This window comes from Silvibacterium bohemicum, assembly GCF_001006305.1.
Lineage (GTDB): Bacteria > Acidobacteriota > Terriglobia > Terriglobales > Acidobacteriaceae > Silvibacterium > Silvibacterium bohemicum.
This window is the reverse complement of the sequence record NZ_LBHJ01000018.1, coordinates 55,232-80,955: the sequence shown is the minus strand read 5'-3', so window position 1 is coordinate 80,955 and position 25,724 is coordinate 55,232. Positions and strand designations below refer to the sequence as shown.

Annotated in this window: 27 protein-coding genes; 24 read left to right on the top strand and 3 right to left on the bottom strand. The window is 57.0% G+C overall.

Going from position 1 to position 25,724, the window contains the following annotated elements; translation table 11 throughout:
* Positions 1–146: 146 nt before the first annotated feature.
* Positions 147–1,157: a thymidylate synthase gene (locus tag XX99_RS21505; protein ID WP_050061484.1), complete on the top strand. Its 1,011-nt coding sequence runs from the start codon at positions 147–149 to the stop codon at positions 1,155–1,157.
* The gene (locus tag XX99_RS21500; RefSeq protein WP_156186135.1) at positions 1,150–2,094 is read left to right on the top strand and encodes an alpha-glutamyl/putrescinyl thymine pyrophosphorylase clade 3 protein; all 945 of its coding nucleotides are present in this window, start codon (positions 1,150–1,152) and stop codon (positions 2,092–2,094) included. Before XX99_RS21505 ends, XX99_RS21500 begins: the two co-directional genes overlap by 8 nt.
* Here the strand turns inward: XX99_RS21500 and XX99_RS21495 are convergent.
* The gene (locus XX99_RS21495; RefSeq protein WP_050061482.1) at positions 2,084–3,169 is read right to left on the bottom strand and encodes an ImmA/IrrE family metallo-endopeptidase; all 1,086 of its coding nucleotides are present in this window, start codon (positions 3,167–3,169) and stop codon (positions 2,084–2,086) included. The two genes, XX99_RS21500 and XX99_RS21495, sit on opposite strands and share 11 nt — an antisense overlap.
* A 574-nt stretch (positions 3,170–3,743) precedes the next feature.
* On the opposite strand from XX99_RS21495, the gene XX99_RS21485 reads away from it, so the two are divergent.
* The gene (locus XX99_RS21485; RefSeq protein ID WP_050061480.1) at positions 3,744–4,346 is read left to right on the top strand and encodes a DUF433 domain-containing protein; all 603 of its coding nucleotides are present in this window, start codon (positions 3,744–3,746) and stop codon (positions 4,344–4,346) included.
* Positions 4,339–4,722: a DUF5615 family PIN-like protein gene (locus XX99_RS21480; RefSeq protein ID WP_050061479.1), complete on the top strand. Its 384-nt coding sequence runs from the start codon at positions 4,339–4,341 to the stop codon at positions 4,720–4,722. The genes XX99_RS21485 and XX99_RS21480 overlap by 8 nt, the downstream gene beginning before the upstream one ends.
* 240 nt (positions 4,723–4,962) lie before the next feature.
* Here XX99_RS21480 and XX99_RS21475 read toward each other — a convergent pair whose 3' ends face one another.
* Positions 4,963–5,244: a hypothetical protein gene (locus XX99_RS21475; RefSeq protein WP_156186134.1), complete on the bottom strand. Its 282-nt coding sequence runs from the start codon at positions 5,242–5,244 to the stop codon at positions 4,963–4,965.
* Positions 5,245–5,622: 378 nt separating this feature from the next.
* Between XX99_RS21475 and XX99_RS21470 the strand changes: the two genes are divergently transcribed.
* From XX99_RS21470 to XX99_RS21375, 20 genes are all read left to right on the top strand, one after another.
* Positions 5,623–6,384, top strand: coding sequence for a DNA methyltransferase (locus XX99_RS21470; protein ID WP_082125815.1), 762 nt, complete (start codon positions 5,623–5,625; stop codon positions 6,382–6,384).
* 266 nt (positions 6,385–6,650) lie between these two features.
* A complete protein-coding gene (locus tag XX99_RS21465; RefSeq protein ID WP_050061477.1) occupies positions 6,651–6,986 on the top strand; it encodes a TrbC/VirB2 family protein in 336 nt (111 codons plus the stop codon).
* 15 nt (positions 6,987–7,001) lie between these two features.
* Entirely contained in the window at positions 7,002–7,316 is a 315-nt protein-coding gene (locus tag XX99_RS21460) for a VirB3 family type IV secretion system protein (protein ID WP_050061476.1), read from the top strand.
* Positions 7,303–9,765 (top strand): VirB4 family type IV secretion system protein, encoded by a 2,463-nt coding sequence (locus XX99_RS21455; RefSeq protein ID WP_050061475.1) that lies wholly within the window; start codon positions 7,303–7,305, stop codon positions 9,763–9,765. The genes XX99_RS21460 and XX99_RS21455 overlap by 14 nt, the downstream gene beginning before the upstream one ends.
* A 26-nt stretch (positions 9,766–9,791) precedes the next feature.
* Positions 9,792–10,547: a TrbG/VirB9 family P-type conjugative transfer protein gene (locus tag XX99_RS21450; RefSeq protein WP_050061474.1), complete on the top strand. Its 756-nt coding sequence runs from the start codon at positions 9,792–9,794 to the stop codon at positions 10,545–10,547.
* Between the two features lie 5 nt (positions 10,548–10,552).
* Positions 10,553–11,818, top strand: coding sequence for a TrbI/VirB10 family protein (locus XX99_RS21445; protein ID WP_184085302.1), 1,266 nt, complete (start codon positions 10,553–10,555; stop codon positions 11,816–11,818).
* Between the two features lie 57 nt (positions 11,819–11,875).
* Complete coding sequence (locus XX99_RS21440; protein ID WP_050061472.1) at positions 11,876–12,718, top strand: hypothetical protein; 843 nt, start codon at positions 11,876–11,878, stop codon at positions 12,716–12,718.
* Positions 12,718–13,539 (top strand): type IV secretion system protein, encoded by an 822-nt coding sequence (locus XX99_RS21435; RefSeq protein ID WP_050061471.1) that lies wholly within the window; start codon positions 12,718–12,720, stop codon positions 13,537–13,539. Before XX99_RS21440 ends, XX99_RS21435 begins: the two co-directional genes overlap by 1 nt.
* A gap of 2 nt (positions 13,540–13,541) precedes the next feature.
* A complete protein-coding gene (locus tag XX99_RS21430) occupies positions 13,542–14,222 on the top strand; it encodes a VirB8/TrbF family protein (RefSeq protein WP_050061470.1) in 681 nt (226 codons plus the stop codon).
* A 5-nt stretch (positions 14,223–14,227) separates the two neighbouring features.
* Complete coding sequence (locus XX99_RS21425) at positions 14,228–14,608, top strand: hypothetical protein (protein ID WP_050061469.1); 381 nt, start codon at positions 14,228–14,230, stop codon at positions 14,606–14,608.
* A gap of 32 nt (positions 14,609–14,640) precedes the next feature.
* Positions 14,641–16,443 (top strand): DNA cytosine methyltransferase, encoded by a 1,803-nt coding sequence (gene dcm, locus XX99_RS27835; protein ID WP_197081927.1) that lies wholly within the window; start codon positions 14,641–14,643, stop codon positions 16,441–16,443.
* Positions 16,444–17,036: 593 nt separating this feature from the next.
* Entirely contained in the window at positions 17,037–17,450 is a 414-nt protein-coding gene (locus tag XX99_RS27830) for a single-stranded DNA-binding protein (RefSeq protein ID WP_050061467.1), read from the top strand.
* Positions 17,451–17,480: 30 nt separating this feature from the next.
* Positions 17,481–17,876 carry a single-stranded DNA-binding protein gene (locus XX99_RS21410; RefSeq protein ID WP_050061466.1) on the top strand — a complete coding sequence of 132 codons (396 nt, stop codon included), beginning with the start codon at positions 17,481–17,483 and terminating at the stop codon, positions 17,874–17,876.
* An 89-nt stretch (positions 17,877–17,965) separates the two neighbouring features.
* Positions 17,966–18,274 (top strand): hypothetical protein, encoded by a 309-nt coding sequence (locus XX99_RS21405; RefSeq protein WP_156186133.1) that lies wholly within the window; start codon positions 17,966–17,968, stop codon positions 18,272–18,274.
* A gap of 2 nt (positions 18,275–18,276) precedes the next feature.
* The gene (locus XX99_RS21400; protein WP_050061464.1) at positions 18,277–18,549 is read left to right on the top strand and encodes a hypothetical protein; all 273 of its coding nucleotides are present in this window, start codon (positions 18,277–18,279) and stop codon (positions 18,547–18,549) included.
* Complete coding sequence (locus XX99_RS21395) at positions 18,546–19,607, top strand: hypothetical protein (RefSeq protein ID WP_050061463.1); 1,062 nt, start codon at positions 18,546–18,548, stop codon at positions 19,605–19,607. Before XX99_RS21400 ends, XX99_RS21395 begins: the two co-directional genes overlap by 4 nt.
* 11 nt (positions 19,608–19,618) lie before the next feature.
* Positions 19,619–20,680: a hypothetical protein gene (locus XX99_RS21390; protein WP_156186132.1), complete on the top strand. Its 1,062-nt coding sequence runs from the start codon at positions 19,619–19,621 to the stop codon at positions 20,678–20,680.
* Between the two features lie 226 nt (positions 20,681–20,906).
* Positions 20,907–21,224 (top strand): hypothetical protein, encoded by a 318-nt coding sequence (locus XX99_RS21385; protein WP_050061461.1) that lies wholly within the window; start codon positions 20,907–20,909, stop codon positions 21,222–21,224.
* A gap of 14 nt (positions 21,225–21,238) precedes the next feature.
* A complete protein-coding gene (locus XX99_RS21380; protein ID WP_082125812.1) occupies positions 21,239–23,275 on the top strand; it encodes a type IV secretory system conjugative DNA transfer family protein in 2,037 nt (678 codons plus the stop codon).
* 159 nt (positions 23,276–23,434) lie between these two features.
* Complete coding sequence (locus XX99_RS21375) at positions 23,435–24,343, top strand: CpaF family protein (protein ID WP_050061459.1); 909 nt, start codon at positions 23,435–23,437, stop codon at positions 24,341–24,343.
* An 8-nt stretch (positions 24,344–24,351) separates the two neighbouring features.
* On the opposite strand, the gene XX99_RS21370 is transcribed toward XX99_RS21375, so the two are convergent.
* A complete protein-coding gene (locus tag XX99_RS21370; RefSeq protein WP_050061458.1) occupies positions 24,352–25,323 on the bottom strand; it encodes a LysR family transcriptional regulator in 972 nt (323 codons plus the stop codon).
* Positions 25,324–25,724: the final 401 nt, after the last annotated feature.

Below are 25,724 nucleotides of genomic sequence, written 5' to 3'. Positions count from 1 at the left end.
AATTGGGATCCGACTGCTACTTAAAGTGAGGGATCATTTTTCCAGGGTCACGCGGAGGAACCTGCCCCGACAATGAAGAGGACTGCCGATTCAATAATTTAGAGATACAATAAGTGTGCCAATCACAATCATCCTTAGAGGTGCGCTTGAAAGTCCGTGCATCAACGCTTGACGATCTCCTAAACGAGGTCTTCCGCCGGCTCATTGCGTCAGGCCAGGAGACATACCCGAGTAAGGGCAAAGCCTTTGAAGTCACTGGAGTGGTTCTGGAATTGACCAACCCAAGGGCACGCATGAGTCGCACGGAAGCCCGTGCAGTGATCTTTAGTTGGCTTGGCGAATTTCTTTGGTACCTCGCCGGAAATGATGACTTTTCATTCATCAGGTACTACATCAAGGATTACAAGCCGGATTACAAAGGTGCGACTAAGGTCATGGCTGCCTATGGACCGAGGCTTCGAGCGAAAAACAAAGACCAACTGAAGTGGGTCGTTGACCTCATCAAGAAAAAGCCTGACACAAGACGTGCTGTAATTCCTATCTATCAGCCGAAGGATACACAGGCCAACCTTCCAGAGGTCCCCTGCACTTGTACGTTGCAGTTTCTTCTGAGGGGACGCCGTTTAGAGTTGATCACCCATATGAGGTCCAATGACGCATACGTGGGCCTGCCCGGTGATATTTTTGCGTTCACCATGATCCAAGAAATCATAGCTATGGCATTAAATGTTGAGCCGGGGCGTTATAAGCACTTAGTAGGGAGTCTTCATCTGTATGACGCCGATAGGAGAAAAGCGGAGCGCTACTTAGCTGAGGGCTTCCAGAAGAAAGTAGCTATGCCAATCATGCCTTTAGGAGATCCATTCCCGCAAATTGAGACAATTCTCCGATTTGAACGTGCTACTCGCCTCGGCAGACATCCACGAATACCGACTGACTTACCGGTATATTGGCAAGATCTAGCTAGGCTTCTGTCCATATTCCGCGCTGGCAAGGATGATGCATCTGCAGCTATGCTTCGCAACATGCGCAAGCGGATGCATTCAGATGCTTATATTGCATACATTGAGATGAGGCAACAAAAGGCCGAAAAGCGCGAAACGGTGCCTGCTGTGTCAGCTCCCGAATTGCCTTTTGGTGTGGCTCCTCATGCGTAAAGAAGACTTGGTTTTCGCAAAAGCGACATCTAAGCGGTTAGAAGCCTTTGAAGCAAATGTCCACCCATTGCCTGGTATTGAAGATGAGGAAGCGAGGCGTACTTTCATCTTCCAAATAGTCGAAAGCATCAGGCGGATTCGCTTCGTGCAGCAAGTGTCCAACCGGTCAATCGCGGAATCGCGAAAAGATCCGGCAACTGATTATTTCGATCCTGTGCGGGCTGCAATCTTATACAAACAAGTGGGCGATATAGACGAGGCGTCTTGGCTCGTGTTTCTTTTCGTGCATTTTGGGAAAAATGTTAAGAGCGGCTACCGACTTATAGCCGACGTCTATGGAAGGTTAGGCCACGGAAGAGTTTGGACGTGGGCGGAAGTTAGCAAAGATCCACTAGAATTCAGGCACTGGTTAGACAAGAATCAACAGAATCTCAAGACATTGGGTGGCATACACCGAGGGTTTGGGAATCATCGCAAGTATCAAAGTCTCGATGCGTGGAAACCTAATGGCACTGGTGAGGCGGTCCATACCTACATATCTTGGGTAACAGATTCAGGCGGCCATGGAAAACTGTTTGCAAATGCTTTGGCGGCCGCCGATGATAATCCAGAGGAAGCATTTGCACATCTCTACAAGGAGATGAACGCAGTCAGATCATTTGGGCGAACAGCCAAGTTCGACTATTTGTCTATGATAGGCAAACTTGGACTAGCGGCAATTCGTCCCGATTCAGTCCATTTTGATGGTGCGACCGGACCGGTGGCAGGAGCGCGCCTTCTTTTCAGCGGAAAATTGAAATCGAAGGGGTCAAGTAAAAAGCTGGAATCGCTGTCTGATTCATTAGCTTCACATTTGCAGGTCGACAAACAGGTAATCGAAGACAGTCTCTGTAATTGGCAGAAAAGTCCAACTGACCCGGTCCAATTTAGAGGGTGAAGCTACTCACGTTGTAACGTGTCTTGAACTTGTTGAACAGTTTCGGAGAGATCCGTTCTTGATGTTGAAGCTGCCCGACGATCACACCGGCAGAAACGTTGCATTGGCGTGCGAGCCTAGCTATTGAGAATGGATTGACCCTGATGGCTTTCAGAGTAGCCTCACCCCCAGGTTCCAGAATGATCTTTTCTGCGAATTGATTCGCCTCAGCCTCTTGCTTAGGAGTTAAGGCACTCTCTTGCTCAATATGAGGTTCGTCTCCGTGCAATACCAAGTGTCCAGCCTCATGAAAAAATGAAAACCAGAATTGATCATCTGAGAGAAATCTGGCACTCAATAAAAGTAGGGCCTTATCTTCACTCAGCATGAGGGTCGCACCGCTGGCTGCACAACCAGGAATAGATCGGCTCACTATGACTGCTACACCGTGTCTCGCACATTCTCTCTGAAGAACAGGAAGAAATTTCTTTGGGTCTTCAATTTTAGAAAGTGGCTTCAGTTCTCGTAGGCTAGTGGAGAAGCTTTGCCGATCCCATTTTGCGCACTCGATATCTTCGGCAAGCAACTCTCCACGACGGATCCAAGCCAACGTCGTCGGCATATCATTCTGAAATGCCGACGATGTCCTGAATTTCGCAAGCCCGAGACGAGTAGGATACTTTTTACGCCACTCTTCTACACTCCCTATGTCGAAATAATCAAGTAGCTCAAAAGCCACATCGCCTTTTGCATAGGGCTTAGGTAGCCAACCCGAGTCAATCATCTTCTTTACCGGGAAAGTCGCGCTCCATTCGCCCAACTCCGGTTCGGCAGCCGCTAACTCTTCCAAACTGTCCCGATATTGCTTTTGACGCTCAAGCCAGAAGTGCGCAGTGGAACCAACCGATTTCGCTAGGTTTTTCGCAATGACGGGTGTCACTGGTAACACGCCCGCAAGTAGATCCGTAGCTTGTCTCTCATTGAGACCTATCTCAAGCCGAAAAACATCAATGCCTACACCCTTCGCGTGAAGAACGGCGCGAATCGTTTCCCCTGGAGGCGATGCCCAATTCGGACGAAATGCGGTATTAGCCATTGAACCTCACCTCTAACAGTTTAACTCGTGTTACCTGCCGCCAGTTGACCGCCATGGTTGTACCCGCCTCGCGATAGGCGGCGTGATTTGACTCAAAAACCAAAAAACAGCCCTCAGCGACCGGAACTAAGAATCTGTTGGGAGTACCGGATACCGTTTCCCAAAGCGGAAGTTCAGCCACATTGCGGGCAGCCCAAACATCAGCGAGCCTAGCGTGAAATGCCGCGCCAACCGCTCTACCGTACTTGTGGGCTGGAAGAGTTTTACTCCCCGCCATGTTTCTCAGCGCCTTTGTGGAGTAGCCAACTGTCAAGGTTGAACGTCATGTTGCGGGAAGTCGTTTGAGTTCTACCAATCCTATATCGAACAAACGAATCTATACCTCTGTGGGAATCCAGGCAGTTTCTCCAAGAAGAGTGCTTGGCGAAGATAATACGAAAGTATATTTGGTGTCAAACGCCCGACCACACCCACGGCAGGGAAGAAAGCTCTTGCGGCGAATGCTGCGTAGTGAGCCAAGTGCAATCGCTATTTATGTCCCTCATGGGGTAGAATTAGGCAAGGGGAACCATCCATGACCGGCTATACACCGAATGAAGCATCGTTGCTTACCGGGCTGCCACTGACCGCCGTGCGTCGTGCGCTTGAGGACGACGCTGTGCCATCGCGGAGAGTACGCTCTGGACGCATTGTGCAGCGGATCATTTCCAGTGATGGGCTGCTTTGTTTGAAGCTGGAGCAGCTTGGCGTAGGGCGGCTTCCACTTGCATATCGCAGACGCATCTATCGTGCCGTCCTTGCCCAACCCAATATTCCCCAACTCAAGGAATCCGAAGCAGTCATCATCGAAGTGCGCAGGGCCAGAACGGACCTCAAGAGTGCGATGACCAGCTATAAGAAAGCACATGCGATGGTCGTCGAAGACCCCGAGATCATGGGAGGGACATCCGTAATCCGCGGGACGCGGATTCCTGTGCAGCTCGTCGCAGAGATGCGGAGTCAAGGAGCATCGGTCGAGGAGATTCTAGAAGGGTATCCAAGCCTTACACGCGAGCACATCGCGTTGGCGGAGCTTTACGTGCAAGCTCACCCCCGGCGTGGTCCTAAGGCTCAAACACGGTTGCCGCGAGGGGCGCGTGTCATTGCACGAAAGGCATATCCTCTAAAGCGTGCCTGATACGCTCTCATTCCTGATCGACGAGTGTCTTCATGCCAGCCTCGTCGAAGTCGCAAACGGGCTGGGGTACACCGCTTACCACATCGAGCATCTCGGCTTGAAGGGTGCCCCAGACTGGCAGCTATGGAAGCGTGCGCTTCAGGACGATTCGATCTTCGTCACCAACAACGCCCAGGACTTTCGGAAACTCTCACGCAAAGCTGAAATTCATCCCGGACTCGTTATTATCTTGCCGTTGATGCGGCCAGAAGTTCAAAGACAATTGTTCCGGGCTGGACTTGAATACTTAGCAGGACGCACGAACCTCATCAATCGTGTGATTGAGATCGATCTTCACAAAGAAACAGTGGACATTCAGGAGATCGAGCTACCTTGATTTTTGGGCCGCCCATCCAATGCGAAAGTGATGAATACATCACTTTTGGGTCGAATACCTGGATAAAGTGACGTAAACATCACTTTTGAACTGAAGAAGGTTTTCGAGAAGGTCTGCCACGACGAATTGCCCGTTTGTTTGCCATTGAACCGCAGTATGGTTCTACTACGATTGCAGTAGTTTTCTACTACAACTTCAAGGAGCGCCGATCGTGTCAGCAGCGATGACACAGTCCTGTGCTTACTTTCGCAAACGCTGGTGGACGCGCATCATGACACTCTCCGGTATCCGCAAAGTTCGATAGCCACGCGAGAACCGGGTTTCCGTCGTACCCCACTCGATCACACCCGGTTCCTTCTCAAATATCCTGCGGATGGTGTTTCCGCTAAGTCCCCACGATTTAGCAATCTCGTTGACCGAGTAGTGCCGTTCCAGGGCGGGATCTCCGATAGGAGGCCCCGGCTCCGTCCACTGCCCACCGTTCCAATGCCCCGCCGATACTTTGTATGCAGAACCGCGCATGTGGGCATTCTCGGAGAAGTCCCAGTCAGCGTCCAATCATCATTTCGTGCGAAGGTATCACGTTTTTTTATACCTTTCTCGCAAGGTACATTTCTTGCTGAACAGGTGTCGTTGCATAGCCATCGTGTTCAAAACACTCCACCGTATGGTCTCGCTCTGAGTCGGTCACTCGCTCGGTGCTTATCCCGCGCCCTGCGGCACGGCGCGACTTGCTTTTTCGGGACCTCGCCAAAACAAACTTTTCGCAAAGAACGCGAAAACTTTATTTAGGGCTCTCCGAAAATGCGTCGCTTGGCACTTGGGAGCGGGGCACACTCGCGGCGCAGAGCGCAGGAGTGTCCCGACTCATCGGGAGACCACACAAAACGGAGTGACATCATGAACACGAACACGATCCAACAGCAGCTTCCAGTCAACGCAATCCTTCACGGCGACTGCATCGAGAAGATGCACGAGATGCCCGCCAATAGCGCCGATTTCATCCTTACCGATCCGCCGTACCTGGTGAACTACCGCGACCGCGATGGCCGCACCATCCAGAACGATGCCAACGCCGACTGGTTGAAGCCAGCGATGCGCGAGGCATACAGGGTACTCAAGATGAACCGCGTAGCCATCATGTTCTATAGCTGGACGAAAGTAGACGAGTTCTTCGCAGCCTGGAAAGACGCGGGTTTTCAGCCTGTCGGACACATCGTGTTTCGCAAGACCTATAGCTCAAAGAGCCGGTTCCTCAGCTATCGGCACGAGCAGGCATACTTGCTGGCGAAGGGCAGGCCGCCGTTGCCGAAGCAGCCGGTAGCGGATGTAATCGATATGCCGTACAGCGGCAACAAGCTGCATCCGACGCAGAAGCCGGTAGAGCCGCTCGCGCAGTTGATTCGCAGCTTCACGTTGCCCGGCGAGTTGGTTCTCGATCCCTTTGCAGGTAGCGGCAGCACATGCGCCGCAGCGTTGCTGACAGGCCGTAAGTATCGCGGTGTAGAGCTCGACGATTCGTACTATGAGCAGGCCGTGAGCCGCATGAATCGAGTGACCGAGAGGATCTCCGTGAGGAGGTCCTCTTCTTCATTCCCACGTCCGGTAGATGGTGCGTGCGTCCCGGCGTGTGTCAAGGCGAACTATTCCGCAGCCTTGTGATCGCACGGCCTTGACTCCCTCCGTCCCGCACGTTGTTCGCTGTTCATCGTGGGAATGAAGGAGTGTGTTCATCCTGCACGCCTGTCTTTCTTGCCCGTTGGCCTTGCGTTTGTGGCCGTTCCAACCACCATCCAAAGTTATAAAAATTCGTGATACCTCCGCGCGAAATAATGATTTCCCATTTCGCCGCGCTGCTCTTACCTTCACAACCAGCACGAAACACCGAGAGTGGCCACTCGACGGTACATCACCCAAGGAGACCTCCTATGGAGAGCACCCGTCCTTCGAAGCGAAGCCGCGTCCTTAAGTTGGCACGCAGTCACCACCTATCCCGATATGCAGCCCCGCTGCTCCTGCTGTCCGCCCTGCCGGTCTACGCCCAATCGACCGGGAGCGATCCGTGGGACAACGCAGTCAACGTCCTCAAAACCGCCTTCACCGGCTCGATTGCCCAGGGCCTCAGCCTGGTCGCCATCGTCGTCGGTGGATTGATGTTCGCCTACGGCGAAGGTCAGTCCAAGAAGACCCTCGCCGGCATCGTCTTCGGCGTGGGAATGGCTATTGGCGCGGTCAATTTCATGGCTTGGCTCTTTCCGAGCTAGAGAGGAGGTGATCCATTGTCTCAGTCAGCGGAACGTCGCGTGAACCCCGTCTTCAAGGCCATGAACAGGCCGCTGACTGTCCTGGGAGCAGAGCGGCGATTGTTCTTCGTCGCTCTGATCTCGGGAGGATCGATCTTCTCTCTGCTTCATTCCTTACTCGGCGGCATCGGGCTGTTCATCGTGGGCGTCATCATCGCCCGCATTGCCACCAAGCACGACATAGAGATTCTCCATGTGCTGTTCAACAGCAGTAAGTTCCGCAGGCGCTACGACCCCATGAAAGCCGACACCCTGCAAGTCCGCATAGCGAGGCGCAATGTACAAGGTTGAAACAATTACGAAGGACTGGAAGGAAGCGGGATCGTTCGCCGCGCAAGTGAACCTGTACGGCTTTTGGGACGATCACTCGTTTCTCACCAAGAGCGGCGACCTCGGATGCGCGTTGCGTATCGGCGGCATCGACTACGAGAGCCTCGACTATGCCGGTCTCGACTATGCGGTGAAGCGGCTGGAGGCCGCGTTCCGCTCCATCGACGACAAGTGCAGGCTGTATCAAATCCTGTTCAAACACAACCGGCCTTCGATTCCGCACGCGGAGTATGAAAATCCGCTCGTTCGCGCCGCTGTCGAACAGCGCAGCGCGTTCCTCGCGTCGAAGGCCGACCGGCTCTATTCCATTGAAATCTTCTGGATCGTCATGGTCGATGGCAGCTTCCAGAAGACCGGCCTGCTGCACGCGCTCGCCGGGCTGCCGAAACACCCGCGCTCGTCCCTTCGTGACTTGCGCGCACTGTTCTCCGGCAACAAAGAACGCACGTTGCTTTATGAGCAGATCGAGCGCGACCGCCTGCGGTTGCAGCAGAAGGCCAACAGTTTGAGTGGACAGCTAAACGACCTCATGACGGTCGAGCTGCCAGGGGCGGAGGAGACGTTTCGCATACTGCGCCGTCTCACTAACCTCCGCCCCTCCAAGATCAATGACACTCCGTTGTGCGATGCCCGCCATCTCGACTGGCAGGTGTGCGACTCGGAACTGGAGGCCCATCGCGGCTACCTCCGCCTCGATGACGATTATGTCCGTGTCCTCACGCTGAAAGAGCTCCCCAGCGAAACGCGCCCTCTGCTGTTGCAAGGCCTGCTCGATGTGCCGGCCAGCTTCCACGTCGTTACCGAGTGGCATCCGGTGACAAATGAAAAGGCACGGAAAGAAATCGCGTCACGCCGCCGCCATCACCACAACTCGAAGACCAGCTTCGTATCGAACCTTCAGGACCGTGGCAACACCGCCAACCAGGACAACCTCGTAGACGATTCCAAAGCCGCTGCCGTTGCGGAGCTTGGCAATGCGCTCACAGCAATGGGCATGGAGGGCAAGAACTTCGGCGAGTTCACGCTTTCTGTTGTCATCTATGACGAAGACCATGTGAGGGTCGAGCACACCGTCGCCGAGTTCCAGAAGCTGTTCACCCAGCATGACGGGCTGCTGTACGAGGAACGCTACAACCTGCTCAATGCCTTCTTCGCCACCATCCCCGGCAACAGGCAGTTCAACCTTCGCAAACAGTGGGCGCTCAATAGCAACTATGCCGACCTCTCGTTTCTGTTCACGGTCGATGGCGGCTCTCAATGGAACCCGCATCTGGAGCGGGAATATCTCGCGGTCCTTGAATCGACGCATGGGACCCCGTTCTACCTGAACCTCCACAGCGGCGATGTGGCTCACACGCTGATGCTCGGCGCTACGGGGAGTGGTAAGAGCTTCTGTGCCTCGATGATCCTTCAATCCGCGCAGAAGTATGAACCGTTCACCTTTGTCTTCGATTTGGGCGGCAGCTACGAGACGCTGACGCGGGCCTTCGGCGGATCGTACCTCAACGTCGGCCTCAAGAACCCAGGCTTCAGCATCAACCCATTCTCCCTCGAACCCACGCTCGAAAATCTCAATTTTCTATTTCTCTTCCTTCGCGTACTGATCGAAGGCGGCGGACGCTATGAATTGACCACTGCCGACGAGAAGGCGCTCTATGCAGGACTGGAACGCGTCTACAAACTTCCGAGCGAGATTCGGACGCTTACCAATTTCGCGTCCATCCTCGGACCCCTCGGAGAACGCCTGCACCGCTGGACTCAGGCCGGACAGTTCGGCTATCTCTTCGACAACGTAGACGACACGCTGGCCTTCGCCCGCTTCCAGACCTTCAACTTCGACGGATGGAGCGATTACCCGGACATCCTGGAGCCACTGCTCTTTTATGTCTTGCAGCGGGCTTCCTCGAAGATCGAAACCTCGGAGAATGTCGGCACATTCAAGCCGTTCCTGATCGATGAAGCGTGGATCTTCCTTAAGAATAAAATCATCCGCGATTGGATCACCCGCGCCGAGAAGACGTGGCGTAAGAAGAACGCGGCCATGATCCTCGCTACGCAGTCGGTGGTGGAGTTGGCGGCTTCCGACATGCTGCACATCATCAATGAGTCTTGCCCCACCAAGATATTCCTCGCAAACCCCAACATCGACCGCAAGCTGTACGCCGAAATCTTCCAGTTGAACGATACCCAGCTTGAGCTGCTGGAGTCGCTGGTGCCCAAGCGCGAGTTGCTGCTTATCCAGCCTAGCGGCACTAAGAAATTGGTTTTGGAAGTCGATGCACTGACGTATTGGATGGCCACCAATAACGCCCGCGACAACATCCGCAAACAGGATTACTTCAACCGCTTCGGCCCGGAACAAGGTTTGATCCAACTCGCTCACGATTACCCCAACCCACTCAACTCATAACTCCAACCATTCTCAAAGGAGATTTCATGCGCCCCGTAGCACCCATCATTCCACTCTTACTTGGCTTGGCCGCGACCGTGGCCCACGGCCAGCAGACCGCCCGCCTGGTTAAATACCACACCAACGACATCGTGAGCGTCCATGCCAAGATGCGTTACACCACGCTCATTGAATTGCCCAGCACGGAGAAGATTCTGGAGGTCGCCACCGGCGATAAGGACTTCTGGATCATCGACACCGTGGGCAACTACTGCTTCCTGCATCCTGCCAAGGAAGGCATCCACTCGAACCTCAACCTCATTACCGATAAAGGCACGGTGTACTCGTTCGTGCTCGACGATGTCGAGTCCGGCGACCCCGACCTGAAGGTCGTGATCCAGCCGTCCGACCCGTCCTCGCTTGCCGCTTCCAATGGCGCCGGTAAGCTCGTGTCCGCTGGCGAGGTGGATGCGGCACGCGCCCAGGCGCAAGCCGCACAAACCCACGCCGCTGCTGCGGTCGAGCAGTTCCGTGCCGACTATCCCACTGCGGCGCTCAAGTTCGATTACAGCTATCACAATGAATCGCCCTTCGATGTGAGCGCGATCTATCACGACGACAAGTTCACCTACATCAAGTCGTCAGCCTCGGAGAAGTTTTCCATCTACGAACTGAAGGACGGCAAGCCCGACCTCATCACCTTTCAGTTGCAAAACGGCACCTACGTCATCCCCACCGTCGTCGATAAGGGTTATCTCGAAATCGGCAAACGCAAGCTCAACTTCGAGCGGAAGGGGGAGTGATGCCGATGGCGGACGAAAAACAGACACCCGCTCTGGAGTCGCAGGTTGCGGCTCCATCCACCGACAACACCTCTGGTGTGAAAGACAAACGCGCCAGGCCGGAGGGTGTTGTTCCGAAGCAGGCGCAGGGCTATGTCATGGCCGGCCTCGCTGTGCTCATCCTCATGGCGGTCATGTTCTCCAAGAACCATGCCAAGCCGGTACCGAAGGACACGGCGTCATCGCCGCTGGCCGTGTCCACGGATGCCAACCAGAGGAAGATACAGGAGCTGGAGCAGGATCTGAGTGCCGACCAGCGCCAGAGCCAGCAGCAGGCGCGGACAGCAAGCACAGCCGCTCCCGCCACCACTCCCTCCTCCATCAACCCTGCTACCGGCCAGCCTGTCGGGACGGCGGCTCCTGCTATGCAGTTGCCGCCCCCGGCAGAACCGCCGCGCGATACCGTCGCGGATGCAGAAAAGGCGCTGGCCTTTAAATCCCGCTTCGCGTCGAATCTCGTCTCCGCCGATGGTGATGCTTCGCACCCATCGGCAGAGCCTGTCAGCCTCAGCGAAAGCGCCGCTGCTCGCTCTTCGAGCTTGCCGCCGACCGCTCCCACGCAGGCTGCTGCTGCGCCCGCTGCTGCTGCATCCGCCACTGCCAGCAAACGTGCGCCGGAGATCAACCTGAACGCCGCACATGGTCTGCCCTATGCGCTCTTCGAGGGTACGACCATCGACACCGTTCTGGTGGACCGCCTCGACGGGGAGTTCGTCGGCGACGTGAAGGTCATGGTGACGAATCCCGTTTACAGCGAGGACCGTCAGCACGTCCTGATCCCCGAAGGTACATTCATCCTCGGTACGGCACAGAAGGTCGGCAGCCTCGGCCAGAAGCGCCTCGCCCTTACCTTCCACCGGATGCTCATGCCCGACAAATACTCCGTGGACCTTGATGCGTTCCACGGTCTCGACCAGGCAGGTGAGAGCGGCGTCAAGGACAAGGTCAACAACCACTACATGGAGATATTCGGCGCGTCGATTGCGCTCGGTGTCATCTCCGGCGCTGCTGAGGCTACCAGCTTCAACCAGGGCTACAACGAGACCGGCAGCGAAGCCTACCGGCAAGGCATCGCTTCGAGCCTCTCGCAGTCCGGTGCGACGGTACTCGATCGCTTCATCAATATCCCACCCACCATCACCATCCGCAACGGCCATCGGATCAAGATTTACATCACCCAGGACATGCTCCTGCCCGCATACGAAAACCACGACATGTCTAGCGTGATGTAACGCAGCCCATCCATTCATAACCCGGCGCTCTGTGAGCGCCTTTACGGAGGTTCCACCATGAAGTCCATCAAGCTGTACAGCCTCTTTCTCTCTGTTCTCGCGCTCGCGCCGATGGCGCACGCGCAGTTCGGCAGCGGCATCGTCTTCGACCCCACGCAATCTGCGCATGCGCTTCAGCAGATCGAGCAGGGCTCGCAGATTTATACGACCGCCGTCGATACCCGCAACCAGATCGTCACCATGTACAACCTCGCCCACCAGATGGCGCAGATGCCGCAGAACCTCGAAGCGCGGTACAAGGCCGACTGGTCGCAGTGGACGAGTCTGCAGGCCCCGGCGAACACCTACGGCAATACTTCCGCGCTCGTAAATGCGCTCAACTACGGCGCTCTTACCAATGCACAGCAGGGATATAACAGCGCCTACATTCAGGCGCAGAGTTATCCCTCCGGTAACTATTCCTCGCTCAACTCACGCAGTCAGGCAACTGTCGCCAACCAGTACGCTACGTCCGAGCTGGCGCAGACGACCACCACCAACACACTTGCCACGCTCGGGACGATTCGTTCGGACTCGCAGACGTTCGCCACGAAGCTGGCGAACCTTGAGTCCGACACGTACTCGACCGATCCTACTCAACAGACCGAGAACGCCCTACTCGGCAAGATCAATTCCGCCACGCTGCTCCAGATTCATTCGCAGCAGGACACCAATCAGTTGCTGATGGCCGCGCTGCAACAGCAGCTTGTCGCGCAGAAGCAGCAGATCGATGGGCAGAACCGCTCCCTCAATAACTCGGTCTACTTCCAGCAAAACTTCCCGACGACCATGCAGAACGTGAACAACGGCGTGAGCGGCTCGATGCACTCGATCTCACTCAGCATCAACGGGAGCAACTAATGGGACAGAACATCATCGCCCAACTCGGGCAGGCCATCACTCAGTTGTTGTCCTCCCAGAGCAATACCCTCCAGGCCACGGGACTCGACATATTCCGTGGCCTGGCCACCATCCTCATCGTGTGGTTCGGCATCAAGTCCGCCCTGTCCGCCTCGCAGGGACTCGGCGGCTTCCACTTCGCCAAGTTCGCCGACCTGATTCTGATGATCTCGCTTGGTCTCGGAATGCTGACGTATTACTCGACGCCGATCCCCGGCACGAGTTACAGCTTCTCGGACCTTATTACCAAAGAGGGCCTTAGCCTCTCGACGAAGATCGAATCCAGCCAGACGCAGGAGATCGCCACCACCATCACTAACGCCGAGCAGCAACTCGGTCAGCCTCCGGGCAGCTTCAACATCCTCGAAGACCTCACCTACCTGCTGGTCGCCGTCATCCTCGCCACGATGGAGGCCGTCGCCTTCGCGGTCATCGCCTACGGTTATGTGGCCGCTGCCGTGTGTGTGTTGATAGGTCCCGTCTTCATCCCGTGGTTCATCGTGCCAAAGATGGATTGGCTGTTTTGGGGCTGGCTAAAAGCCTTCATCGGCTTCAGCTTTTATCAGGTTGTCGCGTCGGCCTTCATCTATGTGTTCGCCAAAGTTCTCGCTGCCATGTTCCAAATCATCGGCACGATCACGATTGAGAACGCGCTGACCATCCTGCCGGCATTGCTGATTACGCTCTTCGTCTGCGTCTACGGCCTTGTCAAAATCCCCGAGCTGACCTCCGCCATCCTCAGCGGACGCACGGGCACCTGGGTCAACGTGATGGGAGATTAGTCATGCCGACTCTAGAGACTCCCATCACTACCAGCGCCGGCCATAGGTTTCTCGAACGCTATGCGGAACCGGTCGTCACCAATACTTATCTGAAGGTCGCGCTGCTCGTCCTCTCGGTCGTCACGCTTGCTTCGCTTGCGCTCCTCTACCGAGCACAGACCGCGGCATTGCGATTGAAGCCCATCGTCATTTCTGTCTCCGACATCGGACGCGGGCAGGTCGTCAACTACGACGACTTCTCGAAGGTCCCTATCGAGCGCGTCAGCAAGTATTACCTCGCACGTTGGGCGCAGCTCTACTACGGACGAAATCACGCCACATTGCAGCGTGATTTCGCCGAGTCGCTGAACTTCTTCTCGAACGAGTTGCAGTCCGGCACACTCGCGCGCGTGAACAAGGCCAAAACACTTGAGACGTTTCTGCTTGATCCCAGCGCGCCCAACGTGGACATCGAGATCAAAGCCGTGGTGCTCGACGATACGCGGCAAGCCCTGTATCGCGCTCACATCGAGCTGGAGAAAGTCTTCTATTCGCCCGGCGATCAGCAGGAACAGAGTCGCGAGCGATGGACCGCCAATGTCGTCTATGGTTTCCGCGACACGGTGCCGAACGCGATGCTGCTCACCAACCCGCTCGGCGTGGTCATCAGCTATGTCCACGAAGACCAGGCGTTTGGGAGCTGACAACTATGAGATCCAAGAAACCCATACTGCTTTACTGCGCGGACCGCGAGCTGCTGTCTTCCACAGCGTTCGCACTGCGTCTGCAACCCTATGAGGTCACTGCTGTCGATGACTGCCGCAGCGCCGCTGCCGTCATGGTCACCGGCGATCTGGTGTGCGGCATCCTGATCCATGCACGGCAGGGTGACCTCGCGGGCAGGCTCATTCACCGGCTGCTGGAAGCGGACCTCCACGCACCTGTACTGCTGGTAGATCGCGCAGGGGACCTTGCACCGGTCCGCTACGCGGACATGGTGCTCTATGGCCGGAACACTTCGATGGCCCATATCCTCGGCGCGCTCAACGTGCTCTGCGCGCGGAAGCGCGCATCACGGAGTGCGGCGTGAGGTATCTGTCCGTGTGCTCTGGGATAGAAGCCGTGTCGGTTGCATGGCAACCTCTCGGCTGGAAGCCTGCGATGTTCGCCGAAATCGACCCGTTCTGTTGCTGGCTTTTAAGCTCGCGCTATCGCGCATCGCGGCCTATTCATATGCCCAGCCCGCACGATGCGCCGGACAGGAACGAGGCGAAGCGCCGCGCCGCAGCCATTCGCAACGTCGTTGCTCTGCCTGCCGATGGCGCGATTGTGAACGCCGGAGATTTCACAAAGATAGGAGCGGACGATGTTGGAGCAATCGACCTTCTGGCCGGAGGAACACCTTGCCAGTCTTTCTCCGTCGCCGGTAAGCGAGCGGGACTGGATAACCCGCGTGGCAACCTCACCATCGAATTTGCTCGACTTGCTGGTAGATTCAGGCCCCTATGGCTGGTGTGGGAGAACGTCCCCGGCGTCCTGTCGATCGACGACGGACGGACATTTGGAGCCTTCCTCGGGATGCTGGTCGAACTCGGGTATGGGGTCGCCTACCGAGTTCTTAACGCTCAACACTTTGGAGTACCCCAGCGAAGGCGTCGCGTCTTCGTTGTCGGATGTCTTGGAAACTGGCGAGCTGCCGCGGCAGTATTACTTGAGCGGCACAGCCTGTCGGGGTATCCTCCGCCGCGCCGAGAAACGCGGAAAAGAACTGCCGCAGGCGTTGAGGTCGGCCCTGCTGGCGGTCGCCTCACAGACATCGCTCCGACCATCGACGCAGGGTGCAAGGATGGTTTCGTCCGCAATCAACTAGGCGTCGGCGTATTGGAAGACTTGCCTGTTGAGATAGCCCCGACCATCGATACGCACTTCGGCAGCAAGATGGGATTGGAGAACCAACATGCCCTTAACGGTGCGGGCCTATTTGTTCCCGCCGTTGTCCATTCCCTTAGCGCCGATGGCTTCGACGCCGGTGAAAACGGCACCGGGCGCGGCGTGCCCATGATTCCCGTCGCCATCAGCACCGCACACACGAAGTCCAACGGCAGCGGCTTCTCAGACCACGTCGCGCATACGCTGGAAAGTGGCGGAGGAACTCAGGCTGTCGCCTTCTCGCAAAACCTCCGTAACGAGGTGCGGCTGTTTGGCGGAGACGGCAAAACAGTCGGCGCATTGGCGTCGCGGCCGGGTGTGAAGCAGCAATCCTATATCGCCTTCTCCGCGAAAGATTCCGGCAGCGACGCGAGTGACATTGCGCCGACGTTACGTGGCATGGGTCACGACGGAAGCCATCCGAACGGTGGTGGACAGGTAGCGATCGCCTTCGCGCAGAATCAGGATGGCGAGGTTCTGAGCGGCGATGTGATGCAGTCGCTTGGCACTAATTCCAATGCCACCGGGCGCAATGCACCGACGATTGCGTTTACACTCCACGGCAGCGAGAGTACCACCGGAGCCTCGGCCACCGAAGTTGCAGCAAGCCTCCGCACCCGCGCCCCCGGCGGTATCGAGAACAGCTCAACGACCGCCGTCTTACAGGAGCAGCCTGTCGCCTGGTCGGGAGAATTGACGGCATCGACGGATGTAGCCGGGACTCTTCAACGTGGCGGCGAGGGCGGACGGGTCGATGGCGTGATGACTCCGCAGATGGCTGTGCGCCGACTGACACCGCGCGAGTGTGAGCGGTTGCAGGGATTCCCCGACGATTACACCCTGGTCGAGTATCGCGGGAAGATGGCATCCGATGGCCCCCGCTACAAAGCTCTCGGCAACTCAATGGCTGTCCCGGTCATGCGCTGGATCGGACAACGCATTGAAGCCGTCGATGCGATCCTCCGTGACCGCCCCGGTGTCGAGGGGGACGCATGAGTTCTCAGGCACAGCAGACGATACTGGCGCGTACCCCCGTGTCGCAAGAGAGCGGTCTTCTTCTTGCCGTCGCCGATCTTCGCATCGGAGCCGTACAACTCGCCCTTGCCTCCGTCGCCCGCATACAGGTTCCTCGCATGGCGGGCTGCGGGGGACGATGGGGCGCAGAGATCGGTGTGGTTCACCCACGATCTGCTTTTGTAGCCGGTGCGGGTAGCCAGCGACAGTACCGTGAGCGCAGGTACTGTCGCTGTCTGGTTGCGTCGGCATCCGGTGCAACGGGCCTTCAGCAAAGTACCCGTTTCCATAGAGCGCCATTTCTCCCGTATTTTCCCTGCTTTCCCTCGGTCACTCGCTTCGGTGCTTATCCCGCGCCCGTCGGCCTAGCCGTTCTGCTTCGCACTTCGTGCGCCCTACGGGTTTCGGCTTTCAGAAAATCTTTTCGGATCTTCCCGCAAAGAACGCGGAAAGAAAAGATTTTCCGAACCTTCCGAAAAAGCACGTCTTCGGCCTTGGGAGCGGGGCACACTCGCGTCGCTTCGCGCAAGAGTGTCCCGAGGGAACTTCGGGCAAATACAAACAGGAGAAAAACAATGGCACTCTACGAAAACGAAATCACGCTGAAGGGCTTCCTTGGCAAGGACGCCGAGATCATCGCAACCAAAACGCAGAAGACCTTCACGGTCCTGTCGCTGGCCACCAAGTCCGGCTACAAGGACAAGCAGACCCAGCAGTGGGTGAACCGCACCGAGTGGCACCGCATCGTCGCCTTCGGCCAGCCCGCCGATCACGCGAGGAACCTGAAGAAGGGCGACTACGTGCAAGTCAAGGGCGAGCAGTGCAGCAACGAGTACGAGAAGGAGTTCGGCGACGCCAAGAAGAAGGTGAAAGTAACTCTCCGCAACTCGGAGGTACACGCCAGCTTCGTCAAGAAGCTGGAGCAGCCCGCGAGCTCACGCGCCGAGAACCTCGACGCCCAGCCGGTCAGGGAGGGCGACGCGGCTTAGGCCGCGTTGTCCTCCCTCGGGAGGTGACTTATGCAGTTATTTGAGAACACCCTCAAACTCCGTGGCTTCCTCACGAAGGATGCCGAGGTGCCGACTTCGGATGGAATCACCGAGGACGCTTTCGCGGTCCTGTTCCTGGCAACGATGTCCGGTACATGGGATGTCGCCACCAACGAGTGGACCCCACGCATCACCACACACCGGGTCGTCTGCCCCGGCCCGTGGTTTTGCGGTTTTACCCGCGGCATGAGACGCGGCGACTACGTCGAGGTCGAAGGAGAGCTTTACGTCCACGACTATGAGCGACCGGTTGTCGTGGAAGGCGAGCGTTTCAGCGCGAAACGATATGTCGGCGAAGTCCGCGCGCTCGTGGTTCGCAAGCTGGAGCGCCCGATGGTAGTCGTCGATACGGGCGAGGACGGCTAACGCCGTCCTTCGCCTTCTCGCGGAGAGGCTTACGCCTCTCCGCATTTTCTCTCACAGTGCCGCTCTTTCATCGCGGCAGAAAGGACCCCATGATCGCCAACGCCGTCTTCGTCGCCACGCTGGCCTTTCTCGCACTCATCTTCTGGCTGTCGCGCGAGTTTGTGTTCCTCACCGCGTGGCGCGCTCTCATCCTGCACGCCTACCTGAAGACCATCGCGCTTTACTGCGCTCTGCTCTTCACCAATATCCTCGGCCTCACCATCTGGATCGAGCGCAAGTTCTTCCTGCGAGACACTGGCCGCAAGCTGAAGCACTTCGACCAGGAGATCCATACCGGCAAGAGCGAGTTATCGGCAGAGATTCTGTCGCGCTTCAGCGATCAGGAGGAGCAACTCTAGCCATGCACACCGACGACTCACCAATCGAACGCACCCCTGACCTTGTTGCGAAGATTCGTGCGCTGCGCGAGCAGGCCGAGAAAGACATGGACCGTTTCACGAATGCCGGTGACTACGACGTTCGTCGTGTCACCGGCAGGAAACCAAAGCTGGAGATCGACGTTCTGCCACCCGATGCCGGGAAGAAGAAACGCGGCAAGAAAACAGAGCAGGCATCCATTGACTTCTCGCTCACGGCCTCTCAGGACAGCGCCGCTGATGGAGATGAGTCATGAGAATTGAGATTCCACAGGACTTGCCTCGCCGGAGAGAAACCTCGCCGCAGACGAGCGCGCCTCGTCCGCAGGAGCCGAACTCCGTTCAGCGCCACCTTCAATCCATCAAGGAGCGTGCGGATCAAAGCCGCACGAACCATGCGCCTTCGCGCTCCGCTCCATCCAGGCGCCCCGAGCGTCAACGCGAAGCCGCTCCTCGTCCGCGCAGCGTCAAAGACCCGCGCGAAAGTACGGACCCGCGTCGCCCCCAGCGAAACAAGATTCCTTCCCAGACCATCGGCATGCAGCTTCGCCCAGAGGAGCGCAAGGTCATGCTGGAGCTGGGGAAGTTTCGCGTGGTTCGCACCCGCGATCTTGCCGATTCCGTCTATGACGGCAAGCAGCGCAAGCTTGGTGAGGACCTGAACTATCTCCGCTCGAAAGGACTGGTAGAGACGCGCCACATCAATCTCCGTCGCGATGGAACGCGGCGTCAGATTGACCGCGCTGAAGTGGCCACGCTGACTCGCGATGGTCGCGCGTGGCTTCGCAAGAGCGGCGAGGTCCCGAAAGACCAGACCGTGTACTACGGCTTTGTGAAGCCGCGCGAGATGGAGCACGACTCGCTCATCTATCGCGCCTACCGCGATGCGTCGCAGCGCATCGAGCGGGACGGCGGCAGCAATCTCCGCGTCAAGCTCGACTTCGAGATTAAGGCTGGTGTCCAGAAAGACATCTACCGGGCACGGAAGGCCGACCCGAAGCGTGATATGGCCGACATCAAGGAAGAAGTTGCCGCCAAGCACTCACTGCCGTTTGTGAACGGCGGCATCCAGATCCCTGACGCGCGTATCGAGTTTGACCCGAATGACGACGCCCGCAGCCAGGAAGCCGACCAGGGCTCACGCACGGGCGGTCACGAGGACATCGAAGTGCTGACCGCTGCGTACCGGCGCGGTCACCTGCGCGCCAAGGCGCAGGCAGGTTTCCGAAACTACGCCTCCAGCTCCGACCGCGCCAGCATCAGCGCCAAGATCGAGGACGAACACCAGATGATGCGGGACATCTTTGATTTATGAGCATGGGACCTATGACACTCACCTACGATCCCATTCCGGTGTTGCAGTCGGCTGGCTACACGGAACGCGAGGCCGCGTTCCTGTATCTCGCCGCCCTGCACTCGGGATATTTTCTCCGCCGCCAGTATCTCCGCTTCATCGAGCGGGGCCGTGGCGCTCTGGCCGCGCAGTTCCTGCGCCGGGCCTTCGCGCTCGGCCACATCCAAAGCATCGCCTGCGGGCAGGCTCGCTCTGCCTACCACCTCACCTCTTCCGAGGTGTACGGAGCTGCCGGGCTCGGCGCTTCGCACCATCGCCGGCTGAAAAGCGATGCGACGATCAAGTCACGCCTCATGGTTCTGGACTTCGTCCTCGACCATCTTGGCGAGACGTTGCTGGACACCGAAGCCGCGAAGGTGAGCCACTTCACTGAGACGAGCGGCCTCAGTGAGTCTGTCCTGCCGCGCTCCCGCGGCGTGGCCTTCGCCGAGGAATTTCCCGCCATCCTTAATAAGGATGGCGGTCTCTCGTTCAGCTATATCGATGAGGGCGCGCTCTCCGCCTCCGGCTTCGAGCATTTCCTCGATCGATATGCCCCGCTGTTCCGTGCGCTCCCTGGCTTCGAGCTGCTTTATCTGTCGGACTCGCCGCAGAACTTCGAGCGTGCCCGCAGCCTGTTTGCTTCAAAGCTCACCGACGAGCGGCCTGGAACGACCGCCACGACTCCGCGCGGTGTCGATCACCTGATCGACTACCTTCGCGTGCGTCGGCAGACCGAAACGAAACAGTCGGCGCTTTCGCTGCGCGACCTCGCCGTCCTTCGTGATGGTGACGCGATCTACACCGCCACGGAACACCAGGCACTCATCGCGGCAGGAGACGTCGAGCGCATCCGGCGCCGGTTTCTCGGACAGGCAGAGCGCAGGAAGTTCGTCCCTGTCGTCCTGCCATACCGCTATCCGCTCCATCACTTCCGTAGAGAGCGCATAAAAGTGTCGGATCTCGGGTCTAGCCAGCGGTCTACTAACACGACAGTCCGTGAACGCCAAACTGTGCAGGAACAGCTATTTAGCGACGGTGGTGATGAGTGGTAAGTAGGTGCGGAGGGGGGAGCGACCCCGCCCCTTCGGGGCTGACGCGACGGCTAACGCCGCGCTGGTCGCTCCCCCCTCCGCACCGTGGATACCCAACGTATCTGTCGCAGATATTTTCCTGATGCTCGTTCCATCTGCGACGGATACAAGCCAGATTCTTTCGTGATCGTTTGCTGATGCTGTTTGCATCTGCTGCCGATTCCAAACTCACTCACAGGAGACACTCATGAGCAGACTGAAACTACAGCACGGCGTTAGTCGCATCCGCCGCGCCAAATTGCAATCTTCCATCGACCAGACCGTCGCCGATGACATCGAGCTGATGGCCAAGTGGTCGAACAATGAAACCCACTACATCATCAACGAGCTGCTGCGCTTCGCCATCGCGCAGGAAGAGGACTTCCTCAAATACAAGGCGAGTCTCCCGGCGAATGCCACACAGACCGCCAGTGACACGAAGCCGGGACCGTCGCCCATCAAACCAGCATCGGCAACTGCTACGAAACCGGATGTGCCGGTATCGAGCACCGCTGCCCACGCATAAAGGAGACGACCTCAATGCGATCCTCTCCTCGTATGCAACGAATCATTCGCCCGCTGATTGCTTATCGCTTCCTGCTCTCGATTGGTCTCAGCGCGGCGTCCGACATCATCCTGAACACACTGCTTCCCATCGACCATACCGATTCCATGCTTCGGCTGATGGAGATGGAGAGGCCGGAAATCGTGCATGGCTTATTGATGGCGCATCAAGTGTTCCTGTACTCGACGCCATTCATTCTCCTGTCGATGGGCTTCTCACTTCTGTATGTCCATCTCTATAAGAGTGAGCTGGAACTGAACCCCGGAGCATTGCCTCCGTATCCCGACCCGCTCGAGCGTAGGGACCTGTCCCTAATCGTCGGAGAAGTTCATAGCAGGTTGACGCCAAGCGCAGCCGCGCTTCCTTCATGGCTTGCGATTCCCGAGCGTGGACTCTATACCGGCATTGCGTCCTTCGGTTCTATTGGATCTGGCAAGACCTACGGACTGATTCTGCCCACGATGCGCCAGCTCTTCGCATACAAAGCTGATGATCCTGAGCGAAAGCTTTCCGGCATCGTGCTCGAAGTCAAAGGCGATCTCTGCCGACAGCTACAACGCATCCTGAAGTGGTGCGGGCGCGACAACGACTATGTCGAGATCTCGCTTCACGGCAACGTTCGCTATAACCCGTTGAACAACTTGCTCGATGCCTACGCCCAGGCGTTCAATATCGCTTCCATCATCACTTCCATATGGGGAAAGGGAAAAGAACCTTTCTGGCAGCAGTCCTATACCGATCTGGTCCGCTACGTGATTCTGCTGCACCGTATCCGCGATGGCTACGTTACGCTGGTCGATATCTTCCAGACCGTCATCAGCGCCGGAAGCCTGGAGGCAATGCTCGTCGAAGTAGGCTCTCAGTTCAGCACAACCAGCTATATCGGCATCGACAAGCAGAACTATCTCAACGAGGAAGCTCCGCTCGCTCCGCTCGGCTTCATATGGGATGCCAAGTCAAATCTCTATCTGGCGAGATGGGATGAACAACTGGAGACGGCCCTCACCGAGCAGACCTCCATCGAGTTCCTCGTCTTCACTCGCAAGCCAGCCGATGCCGCTGCGCGCGAACGCTTCCATAGCGTCCAGTACTGGTATTGGGAGCATTGGAAGTTCTTTCGCTCCGAAGTAAAGACATCCATCGTCCAGGGCATCGCCGTTTTCCTTTCGCTCTTCGAGACAGATCCAGATGTGCGCCGTGTCTTCTGCCCGCCCAAGGAGCTCTACCAAGGAAGACCCTGCGCCTCCGATCCTGACGGGATCGTCATGCCGCCGTTTGACGAGCTGATCGAGTCCGGCAAGGTCGTCGGGCTGAACTTTCCCGTTGCCTTGAATCCTGCGCTCGCCAAGACTATCGGCACTATGATGAAGATCGACTATCAGCGGGCGATGCTCCTGCGCATACCCCGAATGGATGCCGAACCGGACAAGCACTACCGGCCATCGGTATTCATCTGCGATGAGTACCAGAACTTCGCAACGGTAGGCGGCGACAATCCGACTGGAGACGAACGGTTCCTGTCGCTCTCGCGTCAGCCGCGCTGTATCCCCATCGTCGCTACGCAATCCGTCGCCAGCCTGAAAGATGCTCTGCCGAACGAAGGCGTAAAGACTCTCCTCCAGGCGTTTCGCACGAAAGTCTTTCTGACGACTTCCGATCCTGAGACCGCCCGCTATGCTTCAGAGCTTTGCGGCAAGGAGGACCGCACCCGAATTGGCTACACGTTGTCCGAGACCTCGACCAATGCCAACGTCGGGTGGCTTTCGGGCCGTACCTCAGCCAGCAAAGGTTCGGTCGCTGCTGTCAAGCAGTATCAGAAACAGAAAGAACCTGTCTTCGAGGAAAAGGTCTTCTTCGATCTTAAGAACGCGCAGTCCATCGTCGTCGCATTCGACGGGATCAGTCCGCAGCCGGCCACCTACTGCTATCTCAAGCCGGACTTCCTGCCTGTCACTATGAGCTGGTTCGAACAGGAGCAGATCGGCTTCGATCCCGCGCAGGTGTCCGTATGAAACTTCGGCAGAGGCGATGGAAATGCCGGACCGAGGAAAAGACGGAAACCGGTCGGGCTGTTTCCCACCCTTCCCCCTGTCCTTGGAAATCGCCTTGCGATTCCCACATGCCCATCGCCACGACCACGCGATCACGATTTTCATTCATGAGGTCTGCCCGTGAGCTTTGAAGTCATCACCCCATTTTTGAAACCCATCAAGCATCTGCTGGATGCCGAGACCGTCTCCGAGATCATGGTGAACCCTGATTCTTCTATATGGATAGAGGAAGGTGGACATATCCAACATCTCCCTGACATCCGCTTCGACGAGGGCGCGCTCCAGACTGGCCTTGAGGTGATCGCCAACCGCTTCGGCAAAAAGTTGGACGCCGATTCACCTATCCTGAATCTGCGCCTGCCCGATGGCAGCCGCATGGCGGCCATGATTCCTCCCGTGGTCAATCCTCGGCCCCTGATGACTATTCGCAAGTTCACGTCGCGGAACTTTACGCTGGCGGACCTGATACGGGTCCAAATGCTGACCGACGAACAGGCCATTATGCTGACCCAAGCGGTATGCGAAGGGCAGAACATCCTCATCGCCGGCGGAACTGGGAGTGGCAAATCGACGCTCCTGGGCACGCTGGCCGATGCGATCCCCGAAGAGGAGCGCATCCTGCTTATCGAGGACACTGCAGAGCTTCACATCCGCAAGCCGCACATCGTCTCGACCGAATCCCAGGTAGACACTCATCGCGATAAAGTCACCTTCGACGACCTGTTAAAAGCTGTCCTTCGGCATCGGCCAGACCGCATCATCGTCGGGGAAGTGCGCGGCCCGGAGGCCCGGACACTACTGGATGCCATGAATACAGGCCATCGTGGAACGCTGGCGACAATACATGCCAGCAGCGCGCACGAATCCGTCCGCCGCCTCGCCAGCCTCGCCAGCCGCAGCAGTGCCAACCTGCAATTGGATGTGGCGGAAGAGGATGTGAAGCGATGTATCGACCTGGTCGTCTATATCAGCCGACACCAAGGTAGGCGGCGCGTGGAGGATGTCCTTCAGGTACAGAGACCGGCATAGACCGAGCTTCAGCCGGTCGCCCTGCGAGTGAGACTCGGCGTGGCACGAGCAGGCTTGCGTTTCCGGCTCGGCATAGGCCGGCATTTCTCCACCAGATATTGAAGGAAAGCATTCAGTACCGGACGGTGGTCGGATTGCCGGTAAGCCGCGCCATATTCGAAGGCAAGTTCGGCATCCGCAATGGGAACGCAGGTGGCCTTTGTCAGCGCAAGTTCCTTCGCGTACTGCTTTGTCACGATGGTAATACCGGCTCTTACCCCTGTATCCACCAAGTGAACGGACTCGGCGGGAGAGGCTGTAATACACAGCCATCCAGGGATGAAACCAAGCGATTTACACTTCGTTAGCAATGCTTCTTTCAGCGTCGCTGGAAACTGGTACTTCGACCCAATGATTTGTTCGTTGCGGAGATCAACGACATGAATCTCGGTGCGGTCCCGAAGCATGTGATTCTCCGGAAGCACGGCCACCAAGGGATCGTGCACGAGATGGAGAGCCGCTATTTGGTTTTCGTTGATCGGCCATGAGACCAACGCTACGTCGGCTTTCCCCGTCAGGAGCGCGTCGATGGCCTCTTCGTCCGAGTTGCAGGGAGCCTCGATTGAGATATGAGAACCCTCGATTGCCTGTGCCGCAACCACGATGGAGAGCAGTTGCAGGTCAGTGTGGTGTGACCGACTGATAGAAAGCGTCTCCGAGACGGCCCGATGGGCGGCTTCGGCTCGGAGGACTAGCCGATTCAGTTGCTCAAGCACAAGCTTTGCCTCTTCCACGAAGATGAAACCTTCGGGCGTGATGGCTTTCACCATACCCTTTCTTCGCTCGAACAGCTTGTATCCGAGATTCTTCTCCACCCGGTTGATTCGTGCCGTTACGCCCGGTTGCGTCATGTGCAGCCGGTTTGCCGTATCTGTGAAACTGAGGGTTTCCGCAAGTGTCACCGCGCACTGCAGATCGAGAGGGTCAGGACTTGACGGCATGGCATAGCTCTCCAATGTGGCTTATGGATACTCGCCACATTCCTGCATAGCTCACAAGATGAACACAAGGTCTGCCTCCTGTTGAATCGTTCTTGGAAGAGCCCAAAGTTCCCAAACCTGCATCGCAGAAACAGCGTCATACGCATCCCTCATATTGGACGGAGCAACCCCAAAAAGAATAGATTTTGAGTGCTCATGAGCCAACTTCCAAGGCATGTGGGTCCTTAAGACTTATTAAGAAGACCACAGGCTGGGTTCATTCGTAAAGACAACTCCGCTGATGGATATTTAAAATCATGGCGCTTTTTTCCATAATGGTCCACTATTTGCAATTGCCGAATCAACAACTGAGTCATTTTATCGATGAGTGGTTTGTTCCGATGAGACCAACGACCAGATTT

Bases quoted from the DNA above. Each gene is read 5' to 3' on its own strand.
- XX99_RS21500 (WP_156186135.1), top strand. From the start codon at position 1,150: ATGCGTAAAGAAGACTTGGTTTTCGCAAAAGCGACATCTAAGCGGTTA.
- XX99_RS21495 (WP_050061482.1), bottom strand. From the start codon at position 3,169: ATGGCTAATACCGCATTTCGTCCGAATTGGGCATCGCCTCCAGGGGAA.
- XX99_RS21485 (WP_050061480.1), top strand. From the start codon at position 3,744: ATGACCGGCTATACACCGAATGAAGCATCGTTGCTTACCGGGCTGCCA.
- XX99_RS21475 (WP_156186134.1), bottom strand. From the start codon at position 5,244: ATGCGCGGTTCTGCATACAAAGTATCGGCGGGGCATTGGAACGGTGGG.
- XX99_RS21470 (WP_082125815.1), top strand. From the start codon at position 5,623: ATGAACACGAACACGATCCAACAGCAGCTTCCAGTCAACGCAATCCTT.
- XX99_RS21465 (WP_050061477.1), top strand. From the start codon at position 6,651: ATGGAGAGCACCCGTCCTTCGAAGCGAAGCCGCGTCCTTAAGTTGGCA.
- XX99_RS21455 (WP_050061475.1), top strand. From the start codon at position 7,303: ATGTACAAGGTTGAAACAATTACGAAGGACTGGAAGGAAGCGGGATCG.
- XX99_RS21450 (WP_050061474.1), top strand. From the start codon at position 9,792: ATGCGCCCCGTAGCACCCATCATTCCACTCTTACTTGGCTTGGCCGCG.
- XX99_RS21445 (WP_184085302.1), top strand. From the start codon at position 10,553: ATGGCGGACGAAAAACAGACACCCGCTCTGGAGTCGCAGGTTGCGGCT.
- XX99_RS21440 (WP_050061472.1), top strand. From the start codon at position 11,876: ATGAAGTCCATCAAGCTGTACAGCCTCTTTCTCTCTGTTCTCGCGCTC.
- XX99_RS21435 (WP_050061471.1), top strand. From the start codon at position 12,718: ATGGGACAGAACATCATCGCCCAACTCGGGCAGGCCATCACTCAGTTG.
- XX99_RS21430 (WP_050061470.1), top strand. From the start codon at position 13,542: ATGCCGACTCTAGAGACTCCCATCACTACCAGCGCCGGCCATAGGTTT.
- XX99_RS21425 (WP_050061469.1), top strand. From the start codon at position 14,228: ATGAGATCCAAGAAACCCATACTGCTTTACTGCGCGGACCGCGAGCTG.
- XX99_RS27830 (WP_050061467.1), top strand. From the start codon at position 17,037: ATGGCACTCTACGAAAACGAAATCACGCTGAAGGGCTTCCTTGGCAAG.
- XX99_RS21410 (WP_050061466.1), top strand. From the start codon at position 17,481: ATGCAGTTATTTGAGAACACCCTCAAACTCCGTGGCTTCCTCACGAAG.
- XX99_RS21405 (WP_156186133.1), top strand. From the start codon at position 17,966: ATGATCGCCAACGCCGTCTTCGTCGCCACGCTGGCCTTTCTCGCACTC.
- XX99_RS21400 (WP_050061464.1), top strand. From the start codon at position 18,277: ATGCACACCGACGACTCACCAATCGAACGCACCCCTGACCTTGTTGCG.
- XX99_RS21395 (WP_050061463.1), top strand. From the start codon at position 18,546: ATGAGAATTGAGATTCCACAGGACTTGCCTCGCCGGAGAGAAACCTCG.
- XX99_RS21390 (WP_156186132.1), top strand. From the start codon at position 19,619: ATGACACTCACCTACGATCCCATTCCGGTGTTGCAGTCGGCTGGCTAC.
- XX99_RS21385 (WP_050061461.1), top strand. From the start codon at position 20,907: ATGAGCAGACTGAAACTACAGCACGGCGTTAGTCGCATCCGCCGCGCC.
- XX99_RS21380 (WP_082125812.1), top strand. From the start codon at position 21,239: ATGCGATCCTCTCCTCGTATGCAACGAATCATTCGCCCGCTGATTGCT.
- XX99_RS21370 (WP_050061458.1), bottom strand. From the start codon at position 25,323: ATGCCGTCAAGTCCTGACCCTCTCGATCTGCAGTGCGCGGTGACACTT.